This is a genomic window from Pseudomonas machongensis, assembly GCF_034961125.1.
GTDB lineage: Bacteria > Pseudomonadota > Gammaproteobacteria > Pseudomonadales > Pseudomonadaceae > Aquipseudomonas > Aquipseudomonas machongensis.
In genome coordinates, this window is record NZ_JAYFUI010000113.1 from 1 (window position 1) to 18,518 (window position 18,518).

The 18,518-nt window shown below is 61.2% G+C and carries 19 protein-coding genes; 8 read left to right on the plus strand and 11 right to left on the minus strand.

Features of this window, described 5'->3' with window-relative positions:
* Positions 1-991, minus strand: a 991-nt coding sequence (locus tag VA602_RS12390) for an aminotransferase class I/II-fold pyridoxal phosphate-dependent enzyme (RefSeq protein ID WP_323453335.1), incomplete at its 3' end; no start/stop codon positions are given.
* A 127-nt stretch (positions 992-1,118) separates the two neighbouring features.
* Here VA602_RS12390 and VA602_RS12395 point away from each other — a divergent pair.
* The 5 genes from VA602_RS12395 (at position 1,119) to VA602_RS12415 (ending at position 5,178) form a co-directional block, all read left to right on the plus strand.
* Positions 1,119-1,598: an Lrp/AsnC family transcriptional regulator gene (locus VA602_RS12395; RefSeq protein ID WP_323453336.1), complete on the plus strand. Its 480-nt coding sequence runs from the start codon at positions 1,119-1,121 to the stop codon at positions 1,596-1,598.
* A 111-nt stretch (positions 1,599-1,709) separates the two neighbouring features.
* Positions 1,710-3,956 (plus strand): S-type pyocin domain-containing protein, encoded by a 2,247-nt coding sequence (locus VA602_RS12400; RefSeq protein ID WP_323453337.1) that lies wholly within the window; start codon positions 1,710-1,712, stop codon positions 3,954-3,956.
* Entirely contained in the window at positions 3,953-4,216 is a 264-nt protein-coding gene (locus tag VA602_RS12405; protein ID WP_323453338.1) for a bacteriocin immunity protein, read from the plus strand. The genes VA602_RS12400 and VA602_RS12405 overlap by 4 nt, the downstream gene beginning before the upstream one ends.
* A gap of 399 nt (positions 4,217-4,615) precedes the next feature.
* Positions 4,616-4,936, plus strand: coding sequence for an S-type pyocin (locus VA602_RS12410; RefSeq protein WP_197891824.1), 321 nt, complete (start codon positions 4,616-4,618; stop codon positions 4,934-4,936).
* Positions 4,933-5,178, plus strand: coding sequence for a bacteriocin immunity protein (locus VA602_RS12415; protein WP_323453339.1), 246 nt, complete (start codon positions 4,933-4,935; stop codon positions 5,176-5,178). The genes VA602_RS12410 and VA602_RS12415 overlap by 4 nt, the downstream gene beginning before the upstream one ends.
* Positions 5,179-5,239: 61 nt before the next feature.
* On the opposite strand, the gene cysN is transcribed toward VA602_RS12415, so the two are convergent.
* From cysN to VA602_RS12430, 3 genes are all read right to left on the minus strand, one after another.
* The gene (gene cysN / locus VA602_RS12420) at positions 5,240-7,141 is read right to left on the minus strand and encodes a sulfate adenylyltransferase subunit CysN (RefSeq protein ID WP_054893978.1); all 1,902 of its coding nucleotides are present in this window, start codon (positions 7,139-7,141) and stop codon (positions 5,240-5,242) included.
* 15 nt (positions 7,142-7,156) lie between these two features.
* Positions 7,157-8,074 (minus strand): sulfate adenylyltransferase subunit CysD, encoded by a 918-nt coding sequence (gene cysD / locus VA602_RS12425; protein ID WP_009408193.1) that lies wholly within the window; start codon positions 8,072-8,074, stop codon positions 7,157-7,159.
* Positions 8,075-8,248: 174 nt separating this feature from the next.
* Entirely contained in the window at positions 8,249-9,007 is a 759-nt protein-coding gene (locus VA602_RS12430; protein WP_323453340.1) for a Nif3-like dinuclear metal center hexameric protein, read from the minus strand.
* A 200-nt stretch (positions 9,008-9,207) separates the two neighbouring features.
* On the opposite strand from VA602_RS12430, the gene algW reads away from it, so the two are divergent.
* Positions 9,208-10,368, plus strand: coding sequence for a Do family serine endopeptidase AlgW (gene algW, locus VA602_RS12435; RefSeq protein ID WP_323453341.1), 1,161 nt, complete (start codon positions 9,208-9,210; stop codon positions 10,366-10,368).
* 36 nt (positions 10,369-10,404) lie between these two features.
* On the opposite strand, the gene VA602_RS12440 is transcribed toward algW, so the two are convergent.
* The 4 genes from VA602_RS12440 to VA602_RS12455 all read right to left on the minus strand — a co-directional run bounded on the left by VA602_RS12440 (position 10,405) and on the right by VA602_RS12455 (position 14,562).
* Positions 10,405-11,169 (minus strand): amino acid ABC transporter ATP-binding protein, encoded by a 765-nt coding sequence (locus VA602_RS12440; RefSeq protein ID WP_054893975.1) that lies wholly within the window; start codon positions 11,167-11,169, stop codon positions 10,405-10,407.
* 10 nt (positions 11,170-11,179) lie between these two features.
* The gene (locus VA602_RS12445) at positions 11,180-12,277 is read right to left on the minus strand and encodes an amino acid ABC transporter permease (RefSeq protein ID WP_065864161.1); all 1,098 of its coding nucleotides are present in this window, start codon (positions 12,275-12,277) and stop codon (positions 11,180-11,182) included.
* A 10-nt stretch (positions 12,278-12,287) separates the two neighbouring features.
* Positions 12,288-13,466 (minus strand): amino acid ABC transporter permease, encoded by a 1,179-nt coding sequence (locus tag VA602_RS12450; protein ID WP_054893973.1) that lies wholly within the window; start codon positions 13,464-13,466, stop codon positions 12,288-12,290.
* A gap of 67 nt (positions 13,467-13,533) precedes the next feature.
* Entirely contained in the window at positions 13,534-14,562 is a 1,029-nt protein-coding gene (locus VA602_RS12455; RefSeq protein ID WP_054893972.1) for an amino acid ABC transporter substrate-binding protein, read from the minus strand.
* Positions 14,563-14,898: 336 nt separating this feature from the next.
* Between VA602_RS12455 and VA602_RS12460 the strand changes: the two genes are divergently transcribed.
* Entirely contained in the window at positions 14,899-15,555 is a 657-nt protein-coding gene (locus VA602_RS12460; protein ID WP_323453342.1) for an alpha/beta hydrolase, read from the plus strand.
* 114 nt (positions 15,556-15,669) lie between these two features.
* Positions 15,670-17,127: an ATP-dependent RNA helicase RhlB gene (rhlB, locus tag VA602_RS12465; protein WP_125931478.1), complete on the plus strand. Its 1,458-nt coding sequence runs from the start codon at positions 15,670-15,672 to the stop codon at positions 17,125-17,127.
* A 143-nt stretch (positions 17,128-17,270) separates the two neighbouring features.
* Here rhlB and moaE read toward each other — a convergent pair whose 3' ends face one another.
* The 3 genes from moaE to moaC are packed head-to-tail and all read right to left on the minus strand — an operon-like array spanning position 17,271 to position 18,435.
* Complete coding sequence (gene moaE, locus VA602_RS12470; RefSeq protein ID WP_323453343.1) at positions 17,271-17,717, minus strand: molybdopterin synthase catalytic subunit MoaE; 447 nt, start codon at positions 17,715-17,717, stop codon at positions 17,271-17,273.
* A 2-nt stretch (positions 17,718-17,719) separates the two neighbouring features.
* Positions 17,720-17,965: a MoaD/ThiS family protein gene (locus VA602_RS12475; RefSeq protein WP_323453344.1), complete on the minus strand. Its 246-nt coding sequence runs from the start codon at positions 17,963-17,965 to the stop codon at positions 17,720-17,722.
* Positions 17,965-18,435 (minus strand): cyclic pyranopterin monophosphate synthase MoaC, encoded by a 471-nt coding sequence (gene moaC / locus VA602_RS12480; protein ID WP_323453345.1) that lies wholly within the window; start codon positions 18,433-18,435, stop codon positions 17,965-17,967. Before moaC ends, VA602_RS12475 begins: the two co-directional genes overlap by 1 nt.
* Positions 18,436-18,518 lie beyond the last annotated feature (83 nt).

Here is an 18,518-nt window from a genome sequence, read left to right on the forward strand (position 1 = left end):
CGTTCATGAAGCGTCGCCCCGCCTGGATGCCACCCTTGAGCTCGAAGGCAATCATCCCGCCCGGCAAACGCATCTGCCGCTGCGCCAGGCCGAACTGTGCAAAGCTCGGCAGGCCTGGGTAGTGAATCAGCTCGACCTGCGGATGCCGCTCCAGAAACTGCGCCACGCGCAAGGCATTGCTGCAATGGCGCTCCATACGCAGGGCCAGGGTTTTCATACCGCGCATCAGCAGCGATGCGTCGTGCGGCGACAGCACGGCGCCGGTCATGTCCTTCAAGCCTTCCAGGCGAATGCGGTCGATCAGCGCCTTGCGCCCTACCACCAACCCGGCGGTGATATCGCCATGGCCACTGAGGTATTTGGTCGCCGAATGCACCACCAGGTCCGCGCCCAGCTCCAGCGGGCGTTGCAGATAGGGGGTGCAGTAGGTGTTGTCGATCACCACCAGCAGCTCATGCTGGCGCGCCACGCCCACCACTGCGGCGATGTCCACCAAGTGCATGTTGGGGTTGGCTGGGGTCTCGAAATAGATCATCCGCGTACTGGAGGTGATCGCCGCCTTGAGCGCGGCGGGATCGTTCAGGTCGACATGCCGTACCTTGACGCCGAACTCACCGATGCCATGGTGCAGGAAGGCGAAGGTGCAACCGTACAGGGTGTCTCCGACGATCAGCTCATCTCCCGGGCGCAGCAGGGTCCATAACGTCGAGGTGATGGCGCCCATGCCCGAGGCCAGGGCCAGCCCCGCCTCGCCGCCTTCCAGCGACGCCATGCGCTGTTCCAGCAGGGCCAGGGTCGGATTGGAGATCCGGCTGTAGAAGTGCCCGCCCTGCTCTCCGGCAAAGCAGGCCGCGCCATACTCGACGCTTTCGAAGGCGTAGGTCGCGGTCTGGTAGACCGGCGGCACCAGCGCGCCACCATGGGACTGTGGGTCGTAGCCATGGTGAATGGCCCGCGTGGAAAAACCGGTCTTGTCGGCTACAGCGCGCATGACAACAGCCTCCTTGTTGTTTGTTCTAAGCTTATGCCTTGGCACACCGGATTTTTTTCCAAATTGCCCCATGAACATCGGCAGTTCTGGAACAAAAACAACAATCAGACTGAAAAAAGGGCACACCATGCCAGCCCCTCTGGACCGAACCGACCGCGCCCTGCTTGGCGCCCTGCAAGACAACGCCCGCCTCACCGTCGCCGACCTCGCCGACCAGGTCGCCCTGACCACCTCACCTTGCTGGCGTCGGGTAAAGCTGCTGGAGGAAGGTGGCTACATTACCGGCTACCAGGCCATCCTTTCGCCCAAGTCTCTGGGCTTTGGTGTCACTGCATTCGTCAGCATCATGATGGAATCGCACAACAAGGACGCTGCCCGCGCCTTCGAGAAGCGCCTGATGGAAATCCCGGAAATCGTCGCCTGCCACAACATCTCGGGGCGCTATGACTTTCTCCTGGAGGTCCTTGCGCGGGACCTGGAGTCTTTCGGCGAATTCGCCCGCGAAGTGCTGCAGACACTGCCCGGGGTGAAGGAAATCTATTCGAGCTTTTCGTACAAGGCCGTGAAGCAAAGGCGGGTGATTCCGGTGGGGGAGAAGCATATCTAGGAAAGACCCACCGCAACGGAGGAAGCTTCCCACCTGATTGCAAGATGGCGGCCTACATATAACTGTATAGACATACAGCATCCTGATAGCGTCTTTCATCAGGAGTACGTCATGACACAAGGACCCGTTTACCATCTTGAAGAAGGTCTGTGGATTACAGACACGGCCCCAGAGCGAGTGCCACTCACCCCAATACCTGGCGGCCTCGGCGGTGGTGGCCCAGGTTACGGTGGCTGGGGCTTGAGCGACGCTCCGCCACGTGGCACCGGCGCAATCAAGAACCATATCCGACATGAGTTGGCATGGCGCCGGATTTTCGGGGAGGAGCAAGCGAACTCGCTTGCCCACTATGCCAACGAGTTTTCCCCGCTTATTCAGCAGTTGCCCGCCCGCATAGAAGCCCAACGTACAGAAATCGCACAACAAGCTGCAGCGACCGCTGACGACTCAAAATCCGTCCTCACTCGGCACCAAAACCTAACCACGTCCATAGTTCAGGAAAACCGGGCACGTTATCTTCAAAAACTACCCAAGGCACTCGGCTTCTTCGGAGCCATGCCCCTGTACAAACGCAACGACTCCTTCATGAGTCGACTCAACGACCCTGGTGTCTTCGAGATCACGGGCACGGCAGAAGCGTGGGGAAACCTGCTCTGGGAGACCTATAACTCAGCCCTGGAATCGGCGTACGAGCTGCACCTGGAGGCCGAGATAATCAATGCGTTGGCCAGCGACCTGCCCGCTCTTGCGCTGGCGCTGGATCAAGCTGAAGAACCTGTCACATCTACAGCGCGTACAGATGTGATTTCACGCAGGGCAGCCCAGATAAAGGCTGAGCAGAAAATATGCTTTGATTGCCTGCCAAACTTCTTGCAACACGAATTGGTAGCAGCAACCCCCGAAGACAGCGGTGTCTCTGTTTCGCAGACATTGTCCACCCATGCCTCCATTGCGCTGCAGATCGTGGCCACTCGACAAGCCAACTCATCGGGTTTTACCCAAACCAACCCCGAGATAAACAGCCCGCTCTCCAAGCCCCAACTCGAAGCGCTTCAGCATTTGGTAGGCGAGCAGGCTACAGGACGCGCCGGCCCGCTCTGGTTGGATTATCACAAGGCACTCGCAAACAGCGAATCCATTCGTTACCTGCAAGCATTCGCAACCGCCTATGCCAACCTGGTGCAACGAGCACAAGTGGTCGAACAGCTGCAAGCGGACCAAGCCGCGCACGATGAAGCCCAAAAAGCGGAGCGACTTAAGCAGGAGCAAGAGCGGCAGCGCATTAGCTACACAGCCACGATTGGCGCTTCGATAGCCATCCCCAGCATCACGCCCATCGGTAACAGCAGTTTTGCACTCGCCGAAGCTGGCTACCTGGCAATGCAGCTCGCGATCCGGGCCGCGATTGCTGGTCCCACAGCACTCGCAGCGCCTGCGGTGGTGGTGGGCTTAGTCACGCTGCTATGGCCTTCCACCCTGGCTAATAGCGAGCGACGTTATCTGGTGAGCGTCCCCTTGGCTGACCTCACCCCCACTGAAGGCCCCGATCTTGTCGCGATGGCCGCTGGCGCCCAGGCGCTTGATCTTCCATACATTCTGTCGGGCATAGAGTTGCAGGACGAACTGACACTCTACGTCGCACCTGGCGGCAAGCCCGTCCCTGTAAAGGCAGCAACCTTCGACCCGGCACGCGGGACTTACAGTCTCGCGCTGGACGAACCACATCGAATCCTGACTTGGACACCCTCCGAGGCGCCTGGAGCAGAAAGCGGAGGCTCCACCAGCCTGCCATCATTACCGCCCGGAACGGTGATTTACCCAGGTAGCAAGCTCGATCCCATACAGAATGAACAACCGGGCTACCCGGGCTTGGACCAACTCGATCAAGAACGGTTGATCGTTACGTTTCCAGCAGAATCCGGGCTACCTCCGATTTTGGTGGTATTCAAAAGTCCACGGTACGAGCCGGGGATCGTCACTGGATCAGGTGTGCCAACATCTGGGCTATGGTTGGGTGAAATAACACGTACAGAAGGTGCACTCATACCTTCACATATTGCTGACTTGCTCAGAGGGCGGGAATACAAGAACTTTGATGCATTCCGAGTGGATTTCTGGAAAGCCGTCGCAAATGACCCTGTACTATCAAAACAGTTTTCCAAACAGAACCTTATCCGTATGCTTGAGAAAGGTAATGCACCAACGGTTCGCCGAGGAGACGAACATGGGCTGCAGAAAAGTTTCTCGCTACATCATGTCACTCCAATCAGTGAAGGTGGCGCCGTGTATGACATTGACAATATTCGAGTCGTCACTCCCGCGGCTCATAACAAAATCCACTATGGAGACAATCAATGATTCTCAAGAAAAAATACAGTGACTATACGGAATCAGAGTTCTTAGATTTCCTGAAAGAATTGTATCGGGCCAATGCAGAGGAGCCTGACGAGATTCTCGCACCGCTACTAGACCACTTTTCGAAAGTAACTGAACATCCAAATGGCACCGATCTAATCTACTGGCCTGAAAGTGACGAGCAGAGTGAACTTGAGGCTGTACACAGCATTGTGAAAGCTTGGCGAGCGGACAACGGAAAGCCTGGCTTCAAAACTGACTAGGCTCTGTACGAACAGTTTTGCGGAGTGTCGGTAAGCCGATGCGACTTGCCCCGTGATCGAGTGCGAAGCGCTAGTGTATTCGACATCAAATAGTGTCAAAGACACCTCGAGTTCGTGCTTCTTTGCTGCGTTGCGGCAGATCACGGGGCAAGCCCGTTCCCACAACAACGGATGACTATACTTTTCACACGCAGCCTAAAGTGTGATTTCTTTTGCGTAACAAAAAATACTTATTCAAGAGCGGATTGTGCCGTGCACGCAGAAATCTCTCACAAGTAAATAAGAAGCTTCCTTACCACAAAACACTTAGTCATGAAGTACCCATAAGCCCCCTCAATGTGATCATCTGAAACCTTTCCATAGCAACTAAACACCCCACACAGCATAAAAGGTTTACATATGGCCACACCCATCCCCACTCACATCGCCCAAAAACTCGCCGGACAACATTTCACGAGCTTCGACCAGTTCTCCAGCACCTTCTGGATGACCATCGCCGAAGACCCGGTACTCTCGAAGCAATTTGTCGAATCGCAATTGAACCGAATAAAGAAAGGCTGGGCGCCTCGCGCGCCCTTCGGTGAAACGGCCAGAGGCTTGCGCTCCTACCAGATCTGCCACCTCTTGCCACCGGCGCTCAGCGCAGTGGTGTACGACATGGACAACATGCGGATCATGAGCGCCCTGCAATATGCGCTGTCCTCGGAGGTCGAGGAATGATCACCTTCAGGCAACAGCTGAACGACTACGCACCTGACGAGTTCGAATCACTGGTCGAAATGCTGATCACCGCACAAGGTTCGTCCGAGTTCCAGGACGGGTTGCTGGAGCACTTCATCGACATCACCGCTCACCCGCAGGGATCAGACCTCATCTATCACCCTGAATCAGGCACAAGCGAGTCGGCGAACAGCATTGTTCAAAAGGTGATGACGTGGCGGCAGGACAATGGGCTGGCCTGAACGGGTCTGGCCATCAACAGAAAACCCCGCCGAAGCGGGGTTTCTGGTGCAGCAGCGAACGTCAGATCGCGCCGCGCTGGCGCAGCACATCCAGCACTTGCTTCACGCCGTCCTCGACGCTGGTGCTCTGGGTGTCGATCACCAGGTCCGCATCCAGCGGCACATCGAACGGGAAGCTTTCGCCCGGGATGTTGTCGCCACCGGCGGCATACAGGCCCTGCGGGTCGCGCTCGCGGCACGCCAGCGGCGAAGCCTGGACGTAGACGGTCACCAAGCGTTCCTTACCAATCAGCGCCTTGGCCTGCTCGCGGCCTTCGGCATCCGGGGCGACGAAGGCGGCCAGGGTCAGCAGGCCGGCTTCGTTGAACTGGCGCGCCACGTGAGCGGCACGACGCCAGTTCTCGGTGCGACCGGCGCGATCCTGCGGCAAGCCCTTGTTCAGGTCATGGCGCAGGTTCTGGCCGTCGAGCACGTAGACCGCACGGCCCATGTCGAACAGCTTGCGCTCCACGGCGTAGGCCAGGGTGCTCTTGCCGGCGCCCGACAGGCCGCTGAACAGCACGGTGGCTGGCTGCTGGCCGAAGCGCAGGGCACGCTCCTCGGTGGAGACGTGGGCGAGCTTGCCGTGCTGACCGGTGCCGCCGTGCGGCAGCACCGGCGGGGCGATGATCATGCCGGCGCCGACGGTGCCGTTGGTCAGGCGATCGATGACGATGAACGCACCGGTGGTGCGGTTGCTGTCGTAGCCGTCCAGTGCGATGGCGGCGTCCAGGGCGACCTTGACGCGACCGATCTCGTTCAGTTGCAGCGCACTGGCGGCGCCCTGCTCCAGGGTGTTCACATCGACCTTGTGGGTGATGCTGGCAATCGAGCCTGGCACATAGCTGGTGGCGCGCTTGATGTCGTACTTCTTGCCCGGAAGCATCGGCTCCTCGGCCATCCACACCAGCATGGCCTCGAACTGGTCGGCCACCTGCGGGACGTTGTCGGCATGCACCAGCAGGTCGCCGCGGGAGATGTCGATCTCGTCTTCCATGGTCAGGGTCACGGCCTGACCTGGGCCTGCGTTCTCCAGCTCGCCCTCGTAGGTGACGATGGACTTGACGCGGCTGCTCTTGCCCGACGGCAGCACCACGATATCGTCGCCCTTGTGCACCACGCCACTGGCGATGGTGCCGGCGAAGCCGCGGAAGTTCAGGTTCGGGCGGTTGACGTACTGCACCGGGAAACGCAGATCGGTGACGTTGCGGTCAGCCGAAACCTCGACGGTCTCGAGGATCTCCATCAGCGCCGGGCCCGTGTACCACGGCGAACGCTCGCTGCGGTTGACCACGTTGTCGCCCTTGAGCGCCGACATCGGCACGAAGTGCAGGCTCGACGGCTTCAGGTCGATGGCGTCGGCGAACTTCAGGTAGTCGGCCTTGATCGACTCGAAGACCTGCTCGTCAAAGCCTTTGAGGTCCATCTTGTTGATCGCGACGACGATGTGCTTGATGCCCAGCAACGAGGCGATATAGCTATGGCGGCGGGTCTGGGTCTGCACGCCGTAGCGGGCATCGACCAGGATGATCGCCAGGTCGCAGGTCGAGGCGCCGGTGGCCATGTTGCGGGTGTACTGCTCGTGGCCCGGCGTGTCGGCGATGATGAACTTGCGCTTGGCGGTAGAGAAGTAGCGGTAGGCGACATCGATGGTGATGCCCTGTTCGCGCTCGGCCTGCAGGCCATCGACCAGCAGCGCCAGGTCGACTTCCTCGCCCGTGGTACCGGACTTCTTCGAGTCACGGGTAATGGCCTCGAGGTGGTCCTCGTAGATCATCTTGGAGTCGTGCAGCAGGCGCCCGATCAGGGTGCTCTTGCCGTCATCCACGTTGCCGCAGGTGAGGAAACGCAGCAGTTCTTTGCGCTCGTGCTGAGCCAGATAAGCGAGGATGTCTTCGCTGATCAAATCGGATTGGTGCGACATGGAGTAACCCTGAAGTTAGAAGTAGCCCTGACGTTTCTTGTCTTCCATGGAGCCGGCGCCATCGTGGTCGATGACTCGGCCCTGACGCTCGGAAGTACGCGTCAGAAGCATTTCCTGAATGATGTCGGTCAGCGTTTCGGCTTCGGACTCGACAGCGCCCGTCAACGGGTAGCAGCCCAGGGTACGGAAACGCACCTTCTTCTTGACGATGCGCGCCTTCTCCTCGTCGCTCAGGTGCTCGAGGATGCGATCGTCGTCGATCATGATCAGGGTGCCGTTCTTCTCGATGACTTCACGCTCGGCAGCGAAGTACAGCGGCACGATCGGGATGCCTTCGAGGTAGATGTACTGCCAGATGTCCAGCTCGGTCCAGTTCGACAGCGGGAAGACGCGGATCGACTCGCCCTTGTTGACCTTGCCGTTGTAGACGTTCCACAGCTCCGGACGCTGGTTCTTCGGGTCCCAGCGGTGCTTGCTGTCGCGGAACGAGTAGACACGCTCCTTGGCCCGCGACTTCTCTTCATCGCGGCGCGCGCCACCGAAGGCGGCGTCGAAACCATGCTTGTCCAGCGCCTGCTTCAGGCCTTGGGTCTTCATGATGTCGGTGTGCTTGGAGCTGCCGTGGGTGAAGGGGTTGATCCCTTGCGCCACACCCTCAGGGTTGACGTGGGTGATCAGCTCCAACCCCATTTCCTCGACCATCTTGTCGCGGAAACGGTACATCTCCTGGAATTTCCACTGGGTGTCGACGTGCATCACCGGGAACGGCAGCTTGCCCGGGAAGAAAGCCTTGCGCGCCAGGTGCAGCATCACGGCGGAGTCCTTGCCGATCGAGTACAGCATCACCGGGTTGTCGAACTCGGCGGCCACCTCGCGGATGATGTGGATGCTCTCCGCCTCCAGCTGTTTCAAGTGCGTCAGTTTGTCGACCATGGCTACTCACGAAAAACGATCTTATGGACGGCCAGCGGGCCGTGTTCGAGCGAGCCACTTTATCACAGCGCCTGATTCTATTTAGGAGGGCTGCTAGATCGAAACGGTCTAATGATATGACTGGGGGTTTGAGGCCCCTGTCGCGGGGCAAGCCCGCTAGAGGGCCACACCTGGCTAAATCGGATTCGGGCAATCGATGAACAGGTGCTCCAGGGCAAAGCGCTTGGCCAGGTAGTCGCCCAGCGCCTGCACCCCATAGCGTTCGGTGGCGTGGTGCCCTGCTGCGATGAAGCTGATGCCGTTCTCGCGCGCGCTGTGGTACGTCTGTTCGGAGGCCTCGCCGCTGATGAACAGGTCGACACCCGCGGCGATGGCGTTGTCGATATAACCCTGGCCGCCACCGGTGCACCAGCCAACCCGGCGGATCATCCCCTCCCCCTCGACCAACAGCGGCTCGCGGCCCATGACTTCACACACGCGGCGGGCGAAATCGCCAGCCGACATGGGCTCGGCGAGCGAGCCGATCAGGCCGACCACCCGCGGGTTTTCGGGGTCGAGAGGGCCTTCGACGGTGATGTCGAGCTGACGCGCCAGTTGCACGTTGTTGCCCACCTCAGGGTGCACGTCCAGCGGCAGGTGGAAGGCCAGCAGGCTGATATCGTGCTTGAGCAGGGTCTTGATGCGCCGCTGCTTGATCCCGGTGATGCACGGGCTCTCGCCCTTCCAGAAGTAGCCATGGTGCACCAGCACCAGGTCAGCCTCGGCTTCGACTGCAGCATCGAGCAAGGCCTGGCTGGCCGTGACGCCCGTGACGATGCGGCTGACCTGCGGACGCCCCTCGACCTGCAGGCCGTTGGGGCAGTAATCCTGGATCTTGGCGCTGGACAGGTAGCGCTCGGCTTCCTCGACCAAGGTGCTAAGGGCGACGGCCATGGAAAATCTCCTCGTAATTCGCTGCTTCAACGGGCGCCAGGCCTCGTATACTGGGCGCCATTATGGGCCGTCGCCGGATTCGGGGAAACCGGCGTACATCAGCTTCGGCTGCTTCGCGATCCATACCCTCACCGATCACCGAGGTGTATGATCGCGCGCGTTCGCGCCCCGGCCCTCGTCCCATTTCCAGGATTCATTCGATGCTCAAGGCTTTGCGTTACTTTGGCTGGCCCCTGCTCACTGGCGTACTGATCGCCGCACTGATCATCCAGCGTTTCCCGGAATGGGTCGGCCTGCCCAGCCAGGACGTCAACCTGCAACAGGCACCGCAGACTTCGCGGATCATGCAGGGCCCGGTCAGCTATGCCGACGCCGTCACCCTGGCGGCGCCCGCGGTCGCCAACCAGTACACCACCAAAGTGGTGAACAAGAGCGCCCATCCGCTGTTCGAAGACCCGCAGTTCCGTCGTTTCTTCGGCGACAACCTGCCCAAGCAGCGGCGCTGGGAATCGAGCCTGGGCTCGGCGGTGATCATGAGCCCCGAAGGCTACCTGCTGACCAACAACCACGTGACCAGCGGTGCCGACCAGATCGTGGTGGCGCTCAAGGATGGCCGCGAGACCCTGGCCCGGGTCATCGGCAGCGACCCGGAAACCGACCTGGCGGTGCTGAAGATCGACCTGAAGAACCTGCCAGCCATCACCATCGGCCGCTCCGACAACATCCACATCGGTGATGTCTGCCTGGCCATCGGCAACCCCTTCGGCGTCGGCCAGACCGTGACCATGGGCATCATCAGTGCCACCGGCCGCAACCAGCTGGGGCTGAACAACTACGAAGACTTCATCCAGACCGACGCGGCCATCAACCCGGGCAACTCCGGCGGTGCGCTGGTCGACGCCAACGGCAATCTGATCGGCATCAACACCGCGATCTTCTCCAAATCTGGTGGTTCTCAGGGCATCGGTTTCGCCATCCCCGCCAAGCTGGCGCTGGAAGTGATGAAGTCGATCGTCGAGCATGGCCAGGTGATTCGCGGCTGGCTGGGCATCGAGGTGCAGCCATTGAGCGAGGAGTTGGCCGAGTCGTTCGGCATGCAGGGGCGTCCGGGTATCGTGGTCGCCGGTATTTTCCGCGACGGCCCGGCCCAGCGTGCGGGGCTGCAACTGGGTGACGTGATCATGAGCATCAACGGCGAGCCGGCCGGCGATGGCCGCAGGTCGATGAACCAGGTGGCGCGGATCAAACCCAGCGAGAAGATCAGCATCGAGGTGATGCGCAATGGCAAGCAGCTGAAGCTGATTGCCGAGGTCGGGCTGCGTCCGCCACCGGCGCCGGTGGCGACCAAGGAAGAAAAGTAACAACGACATGGGGCCGCTTTTGCGGCCCCAGTCACATCAGTGCAGGATCTGGCTCAGGAACAACTTGGTCCGGTCACTGCGCGGCCGGTCGAAGAAGTCATCCGGCGAGGCCTGCTCGACGATCTCGCCCTTGTCCATGAAGATCACCCGGTTCGCCACGGTGCGGGCAAAGCCCATCTCGTGGGTCACGCAGAGCATGGTCATGCCGTCTTCGGCCAGGCCGACCATGGTGTCGAGCACTTCCTTGACCATTTCCGGATCGAGTGCCGAAGTCGGCTCGTCGAACAGCATGATCTTGGGCTTCATGCACAGCGCGCGGGCAATGGCCACGCGTTGCTGCTGACCGCCCGACAACTGCCCCGGAAACTTGTGCGCCTGCTCCGGAATACGTACACGCTCCAGGTAATGCATGGCAATTTCCTCGGCCTTGCGCTTGGGCATCTTGCGAACCCACATCGGTGCCAGGGTGCAGTTCTCGAGGATGGTCAGGTGCGGGAACAGGTTGAAGTGCTGGAACACCATGCCGACTTCACGACGGATCGCCTCGATCTGCTTGAGGTCGTTGGTCAGTTCCACGCCATCGACGACGATGCGCCCCTGCTGGTGCTCTTCCAACCGGTTCAGGCAGCGGATGGTGGTGGACTTGCCCGAGCCGGACGGCCCGCACAGGACGATGCGCTCGCCCTGGCGTACGTTCAGATTGATATCCTTGAGCACATGGAACTGGCCATACCACTTGTTCACACCCTGCATCTGGATGATGCCTTCGGGGCCGGCAGGCTGCTTGATCGCTTCACTCATTTCGAAACTCCTAACGCTTGTGGCCAGTGTCCAGCTTGCGCTCCAGGTGCATGGAGTAGCGGGACATACCGAAACAGAAAATCCAGTAGACCAGGGCCGCGAACACGTAGCCCTCGGTCGCCATGCCGAGCCAGGCAGGATCTGCCGTGGCTTGGCGGGTGCTGTTGAGCAGGTCGAACAGGCCGATGATGATCACCAGGCTGGTGTCCTTGAACAGCGCGATGAAGGTGTTGACGATGCCGGGGATCACCAGCTTGAGGGCCTGCGGCAAGATCACCAGGCCCATGGCACGCCAATAGCCCAGCCCCATCGCCGCAGCCGCCTCGTACTGCCCCTTGGGTATCGCCTGCAGGCCGCCGCGAACCACCTCGGCAATGTAGGCCGACTCGAACAGGATCACGAAAATCATCGCCCGTAGCAGCTTGTCGAAGCTCGTGCCCTCAGGCATGAACAGCGGCAGCATCACCGACGACATGAACAGCACGGTGATCAGCGGAATGCCACGCCAGAACTCGATGAAAGTCACCGACACGGCCTTGACCACCGGCATCTTCGAGCGCCGTCCCAGCGCCAGCAGGATGCCCAGCGGCAAGGCTGCGGCGATACCTACGGTCGCGATGACCAGGGTCAGCATCAGGCCGCCCCATTGCGAGGTCGGCACCAGCGTCAGGCCGAAGCTGCCACCGTGCAGCAGCAGGTAGGCGAGGATCGGATACAGCACCAGGTAACCAATACCGTAGGGCACCTTGCGCGGGAACCGGCGGATGAACAGCGGTGCGGCGGCGATCACGCCCAGCCACACGGTCAGGTCGACCCGCCAGCGCAACTCGCTCGGGTAATACCCGTACATGAACTGGCCGATGCGTTGCTGGATGAACACCCAGCATGCGCCGTCCTTGGTGCAGTCCGCGCGGGTCGTGCCCGTCCAGTTGGCGTCCAGGAACGCCCACTGCAGCAGTGCCGGCACGATCAGCCAGATCAGGTAGATCGCGAACAGGGTCAACAGCGTGTTGATCCAGCTGGAGAACAGGTTGGCGCGCATCCACGCCAGCACGCCGACGGTCTTCACCGGTGGCGGCATATCGGGTTTGAAAACATGGGAAGTCATGCGCCTGTCCTCACCGCTCGATCAGCGCAATGCGCTTGTTGTACCAGTTCATCAGCAACGAAATGCTGATGCTGATCGTCAGATACACAGCCATGGTGATCGCCATGACCTCGACCGACTGGCCGGTCTGGTTCAGCACCGTGCCGGCAAACAGCGACACCAATTCCGGGTAGCCGATGACCGCCGCGAGCGACGAGTTCTTCGTCAGGTTCAGGTATTGGCTGGTCAGCGGCGGAATGATCACCCGCATCGCCTGCGGAATGATGACCTTGCGCAAGGTCGGCCCTTCGCGCAGCCCCAGCGAACGGGCCGCTTCGGTCTGGCCATGGCTGACCGAGCGGATACCCGCGCGCACGATTTCGGCGATGAAGGCGGCGGTGTAGATCGACAGTGCCAGGGTCAGCGCGAGGAATTCGGGAATCAGCACCCAGCCGCCGACGAAGTTGAAACCTTTGAGCTGCGGCACTTCCCACTGCAATGGGTTGCCAAACAGCAGCGCGCTGATACCGGGAATGCCAACGAGCAGCGCCAGCCCTACCCAGAACTTGTGGAACGGCTGGCCGGTTTCATCGAAGCGTTTATTGGCGTAGCGCACCATCAGGACAATGGCCACGACCGCCAGCAGCACCGCCACGACGAACGGCCAGAAACCTTCGCCGATGGAGGCTCCGGGCATGTTCACGCCACGGCTGCTGATGAAGAACAGGTCATCGATGTTGATGCTGCCGCGTGGCCCCGGCAGGGCGGTGAAAACCGCGAAGTACCAGAACAGGATCTGCAGCAGCGGTGGAATGTTACGGAAGGTCTCGACGTACACGGCCGCCAGCTTGCTGATCACCCAGTTCGAGGATAACCGGGCAACGCCGACGACGAAGCCAAGCACGGTGGCGATGATGATGCCGATGACGCTTGCCAGCAGGGTATTGAGCAGGCCAACCAGCAACACCCGTGCATAGGTGTCGGCTTCGGTGTAGTCGATCAGGTGCTGGGCGATGCCGAAACCGGCACTGCGCTCGAGAAAGTCGAAGCCCGAGGTGATCCCTCGGTGCTGCATGTTGGTCTGGGTGTTGTGGATGAGGTACCAGCCCAGGCCGATCACGGCCACGACCGTGATGATCTGGAACAGCCACGCGCGCACACGTGGATCGCTCAGGGATAACCCTTTCCGTGCGCCGATATGATTTTGCATGAAATGCCCCGAAAAGAAGGGAGTCGAACGACCCGCGACGGCCGGATGCCGTCGCGGGGGGCAGCCATCAGCGCACAGGCGGTGCGTACTGGATGCCGCCGTTGTTCCACAGGGCATTCAAGCCGCGGTCGATTTCCAGCGGGGTGCTCTTGCCCAGGTTCTTCTCGAATACTTCACCGTAGTTGCCGACTTGCTTGACGATCTGCACTACCCAGTCCTTGGGCAGTTTCAGGTCCTTGCCGTACTCGCCGTCGGCACCCAGCAGGCGGGCGACGTCAGGGTTCTTGGTGGATTTGGCTTCGGCCTCGACGTTCTTCGAGGTCACGCCTGCTTCTTCGGCGTTGAGCATGGCGTAGAGGGTCCACTTGACGATGCTGAACCACTCCTCGTCGCCTTTACGCACGACCGGGCCCAGAGGCTCCTTGGAGATGGTTTCCGGCAGCACCACGTACTCGGTGGGAGCCGCCAGCTTGGAGCGCTGTGCGTAGAGCTGCGATTTGTCGGACGTCAGCACGTCGCAACGGCCGGACTCCAGCGACTTGGCGCTCTCGTCGGAGGTGTCGAAGGTGATCGGGGTGTATTTCAGGCCATTGGCGCGGAAGTAGTCGGAGACGTTCAGCTCGGTGGTGGTACCGGCCTGGATGCAGATGGTCGCGCCATCGAGCTCCTTGGCGCTGGAAACGCCCAGCTTCTTGTTCACCAGGAAGCCCACGCCGTCATAGTAGGTGACACCGGCGAACACCAGGCCCATGCCAGCGTCACGCGAGCTGGTCCAGGTGGTGTTGCGCGACAGTACGTCGACTTCGCCGGACTGCAGCGCGGTGAAGCGCTCCTTGGCGTTGAGCTGGCTGAACTTGACCTTGGTGGCGTCGCCGAACACGGCGGCAGCCACGGCGCGGCAGACGTCGGCGTCGATGCCGACGATCTTGCCTTGGGCGTCAGGAACGGAGAAGCCCGGGAGGCCGTCGCTCACGCCACACTGGACGAAGCCCTTCTTCTTTACCGCATCGAGCGTGGCGCCAGCCTGGGCGGCGCCCACGGTGCCCAGGGTGGCGGCAGCGGTCAGGACTGCCAGCGTGGTTTTCAACATCTTCATCAACAACCTCCAAATGCTCTTGTTGTACCGAGCCGGAATTGCACCGCACCCTTATGAGGCGCATCCGACCCTTGTTGGCTTGTTTTTGGGTCAATTGGCGCAATGGACTGTTCTGTGACAGCCTTCCATCCACGTGGGCGGGTGTTACCGTTCAGGTCCCCGTCCATCGCATCGGTACGAACGTAGCAAAGCGCGTACCATAGTTGCCGCCTTAAGCGTTTAAGCATGCGTCAAGGGGGTAAAGTTGTAGAGTTGCGACATCTTTTTATGGCACTAACCACCAGCGCCTTCTTTTTACGCACTCAATAAGTTCTTACGCACTTTTTCGGAGCAGTCATGACCAACCCGCTGATTCTCGAACCCCAGAAGACCGCCGACGCCTGTGTGATCTGGTTGCACGGCCTGGGGGCCGACCGTTACGACTTCCTACCGGTGGCCGAATTCATGCAGGAACGTCTGCAAAGCACCCGTTTCATCATGCCCCAGGCGCCGACCCGGCCAGTCACCATCAACGGCGGCTATGCCATGCCGAGCTGGTACGACATCAAGGCCATGACCCCGGCCCGGGCCATCGACGAGGCGCAACTTGAAGAATCGGCCGACCAGGTCATCGAACTGATCAAGGCCGAGCAGGCCAAGGGCATCAACCTGTCGAGGATCATCCTCGCCGGATTTTCCCAGGGCGGCGCCGTAGTGCTGCATACCGCCTATATAAAGTGGCAGGAAGCGCTCGGAGGGGTGATCGCCCTGTCCACCTACGCCCCGACCTTCACCGAAAGCCACCAGCTCAGCGCTTGCCAGCAACGCACCCCGGCCCTGTGCCTACACGGTGTGCATGACCCGGTGGTGATCCCGTCGATGGGCCGCACGGCCTTCGAGTACCTGAACACCTGGGGCGTGGCCGCGCGCTGGCACGAATACCCCATGGAACACGAGGTGGTGGTCGAGGAGCTGAGCGATATCCACGACTGGCTGGCCAAGCACCTGCTGTAAATCGACGTGCGCCTGTAGCCGTCGGCGCATTGGACTACACCCGGTACTACGCCGAGCCTGGATCTTGCATTACACTGCCCGGCGTACATTCCTTAACCAGTTGACGAGACGACCGTGCTCAAGGCACTCAAGAAAATATTCGGCAAGGGAGACGCCGCCCCACAGGCCGTCGCGCCCGCTGCCCCCGTGATTGCACCCACGCCTCAGCCTGCACCGGCCCGGCCCCCGAAACCGCCAAGAGCGAAGTCTGCGCCGCGCAGCCAGCCCGAACCTGTGGCCAAGGCTGAAGCCGCGCCTGTCGAGCCGCCCCGGGAAAAACCCCGCCGTGAGCGCAAACCCAAGCCCCAGGCCAGCCTGTGGAAGCCCGAGGACTTCGTGGTCGAGCCCCAGGAAGGCAAGACTCGCTTCCACGACTTCAAGCTCTCCAACGAGCTGATGCATGCCATCCACGACCTGGGCTTCCCCTACTGCACGCCGATCCAGGCCCAGGTCCTGGGTTACACCCTGCGTGGCCAGGATGCCATCGGCCGGGCCCAGACCGGCACCGGCAAGACGGCGGCGTTCCTGATCTCGATCATCTCGCAGCTGCAGCAGACCCCGCCGCCCAAGGAACGCTACATGGGCGAGCCGCGTGCCCTGATCATCGCCCCGACCCGCGAACTGGTGGTGCAGATCGCCAAGGACGCCGAGGCCCTGACCAAGTACAGCGGGCTGAACGTGATGAGCTTCGTCGGCGGCATGGAGTACGACAAGCAGCTCAAGGCCCTGGAAAAGCGCTACTGCGACATCCTGGTCGCCACCCCAGGCCGCCTGCTGGACTTCCAGCAACGCGGCGAAGTGCACCTGGACATGGTCGAGGTGATGGTGCTGGACGAAGCCGACCGCATGCTCGACATGGGTTTCATCCCGCAGGTACGCCAGATCATCCGCCAGACCCCGCCCAAGAGCGAACGCCAGACCCTGCTGTTTTCCGCCACCTTCACCGACGACGTCATGAACCTGGCCAAGCAGTGGACCACTGATCCGGCCATCGTCGAGATCGAGCCGGAGAACGTCGCCAGCGAGACGGTCGAGCAGCACGTCTATGCCGTGGCGGGCAGCGACAAGTACAAGCTGCTGTACAACCTGGTCACGCAGAACAAGTGGGAACGGGTGATGGTCTTCGCCAATCGCAAGGACGAGGTGCGGCGCATCGAGGAGAAGCTGGTGCGCGACGGCATCAATGCCGCCCAACTGTCGGGCGATGTGCCGCAGCACAAGCGCATCCGTACCCTGGAAAACTTCCGCGAAGGGCGCATCACCGTGCTGGTGGCCACCGACGTGGCCGGGCGCGGGATCCATATCGACGGTATCAGCCACGTGATCAACTTCACCCTGCCGGAAGACCCGGACGACTACGTGCACCGCATCGGCCGTACCGGCCGTGCAGGCACCAGTGGTGTGTCGATCAGTTTTGCCGGCGAGGATGACTCCTACCAGTTGCCGGCGATCGAGGAACTGCTGGGGCGCAAGATCAAGTGCGAGATGCCGCCGGATGAATTGCTCACGCCAGTGCCGCGCAAGCATCACTGATCGGTACTGGATTCTTCGCGGGCAAGTCGGGTCGCCGCACCGCCGCTTCCACAGGTAATGTGCTGGACCTGAGGGCAGCGGGTACCTGTAGGCGCCGACTTGCCCGCGAACCGGGGCAACGCCCCGGCCATCAGGCAGAGGTTCTACCAGCGCCCGGCAGCATCCTGGTCACTCTGCCTGCCTTCGACCCACCTCGGCCCTTCCTGAGTGTTCTCCTTCTTCCAGAACGGCGCCCGGGTCTTTAGATAGTCCATGATGAAGTTGCAGGCATCGAACGCGGCCTGCCGATGGGCACTGGCGACACCCACGAACACGATCGGCTCGCCCGGCTCCAGCGCACCGATGCGGTGCAGCACCTCGACCTTGAGCAACGGCCAGCGCTGCTCGGCCTCGACCACGATCTTGGCCAGGGCCTTCTCGGTCATGCCTGGGTAGTGCTCGAGAAACATCCCCGCCACCTCGCGACCGTCGTTGAAGTCGCGCACATAACCGACGAACCCGACCACCGCGCCCACGCCAACATTGGCAGCGTGCATGGCATTGACCTCGGAACCGGGGTCGAACGCCGTCTGCTGTACCCGTACGCCCATGCTCAACCTCCGGTCACCGGCGGGAAGAAGGCAAGCTCATCGCCGTCCTCGACCGGCTCATCGAGCTTGCACAGCTCCTCGTTACGCGCGCACATCAGGTTCTGCTCGGCCAGCACGGCGTAAACGCCGCCTCTGGCAACCAGCGCCTGGCGCACGTCGTCGAGCACCTTGAAATCCCCTTCCAGACGCTCGGCATCAACGCCAAGCAGCTCACGGTAACGGGCGAAATAGATGGCCTTGATCTTCATCACCCCTCCACCTTGTAGTGGCCGCTCTTGCCGCCAAGCTTCTCCAGCAGGCGCACCTGCTCGATGACCATGCCCTTGTCCACGGCCTTGCACATGTCGTAGATCGTCAGCGCCGCGACGCTGGCGGCGGTCAGGGCCTCCATCTCGACACCGGTCTGCCCGGCCAGCTTGCAGCGGGCAACGATATGCACCACATCTTCGCCTTCGGCAGCCAGCTCGACCTTGACGCTGGTGAGCATCAGCGGATGGCACAGCGGGATCAGGTCGCTGGTCTTCTTCGCCGCCTGGATACCGGCGATGCGCGCCACGGCGAACACATCGCCCTTGGGGTGCTCGCCGTCGACGATCATGCGCAGCGTGGCGGGCAACATGCGTACCCGCGCCTCGGCGATCGCCTCGCGTGCGGTCACGGCCTTTTCAGTGACGTCGACCATGTTGGCGCGCCCCTGGGAATCGAGATGAGTCAGCACTGCTCTGCTCCTGTGAAGGGAAAGCAGAGTGTAAACCCGTGGGTCAGCTTTGCGCAGGGGAATGTGTCGACAGGTTCGGCCTC

Bases quoted from the DNA above. Each gene is read 5' to 3' on its own strand.
- VA602_RS12395 (WP_323453336.1), top strand. From the start codon at position 1,119: ATGCCAGCCCCTCTGGACCGAACCGACCGCGCCCTGCTTGGCGCCCTG.
- VA602_RS12400 (WP_323453337.1), top strand. From the start codon at position 1,710: ATGACACAAGGACCCGTTTACCATCTTGAAGAAGGTCTGTGGATTACA.
- VA602_RS12405 (WP_323453338.1), top strand. From the start codon at position 3,953: ATGATTCTCAAGAAAAAATACAGTGACTATACGGAATCAGAGTTCTTA.
- VA602_RS12410 (WP_197891824.1), top strand. From the start codon at position 4,616: ATGGCCACACCCATCCCCACTCACATCGCCCAAAAACTCGCCGGACAA.
- VA602_RS12415 (WP_323453339.1), top strand. From the start codon at position 4,933: ATGATCACCTTCAGGCAACAGCTGAACGACTACGCACCTGACGAGTTC.
- cysN (WP_054893978.1), bottom strand. From the start codon at position 7,141: ATGTCGCACCAATCCGATTTGATCAGCGAAGACATCCTCGCTTATCTG.
- cysD (WP_009408193.1), bottom strand. From the start codon at position 8,074: ATGGTCGACAAACTGACGCACTTGAAACAGCTGGAGGCGGAGAGCATC.
- VA602_RS12430 (WP_323453340.1), bottom strand. From the start codon at position 9,007: ATGGCCGTCGCCCTTAGCACCTTGGTCGAGGAAGCCGAGCGCTACCTG.
- algW (WP_323453341.1), top strand. From the start codon at position 9,208: ATGCTCAAGGCTTTGCGTTACTTTGGCTGGCCCCTGCTCACTGGCGTA.
- VA602_RS12440 (WP_054893975.1), bottom strand. From the start codon at position 11,169: ATGAGTGAAGCGATCAAGCAGCCTGCCGGCCCCGAAGGCATCATCCAG.
- VA602_RS12445 (WP_065864161.1), bottom strand. From the start codon at position 12,277: ATGACTTCCCATGTTTTCAAACCCGATATGCCGCCACCGGTGAAGACC.
- VA602_RS12450 (WP_054893973.1), bottom strand. From the start codon at position 13,466: ATGCAAAATCATATCGGCGCACGGAAAGGGTTATCCCTGAGCGATCCA.
- VA602_RS12455 (WP_054893972.1), bottom strand. From the start codon at position 14,562: ATGAAGATGTTGAAAACCACGCTGGCAGTCCTGACCGCTGCCGCCACC.
- VA602_RS12460 (WP_323453342.1), top strand. From the start codon at position 14,899: ATGACCAACCCGCTGATTCTCGAACCCCAGAAGACCGCCGACGCCTGT.
- moaE (WP_323453343.1), bottom strand. From the start codon at position 17,717: ATGGGCGTACGGGTACAGCAGACGGCGTTCGACCCCGGTTCCGAGGTC.
- VA602_RS12475 (WP_323453344.1), bottom strand. From the start codon at position 17,965: ATGAAGATCAAGGCCATCTATTTCGCCCGTTACCGTGAGCTGCTTGGC.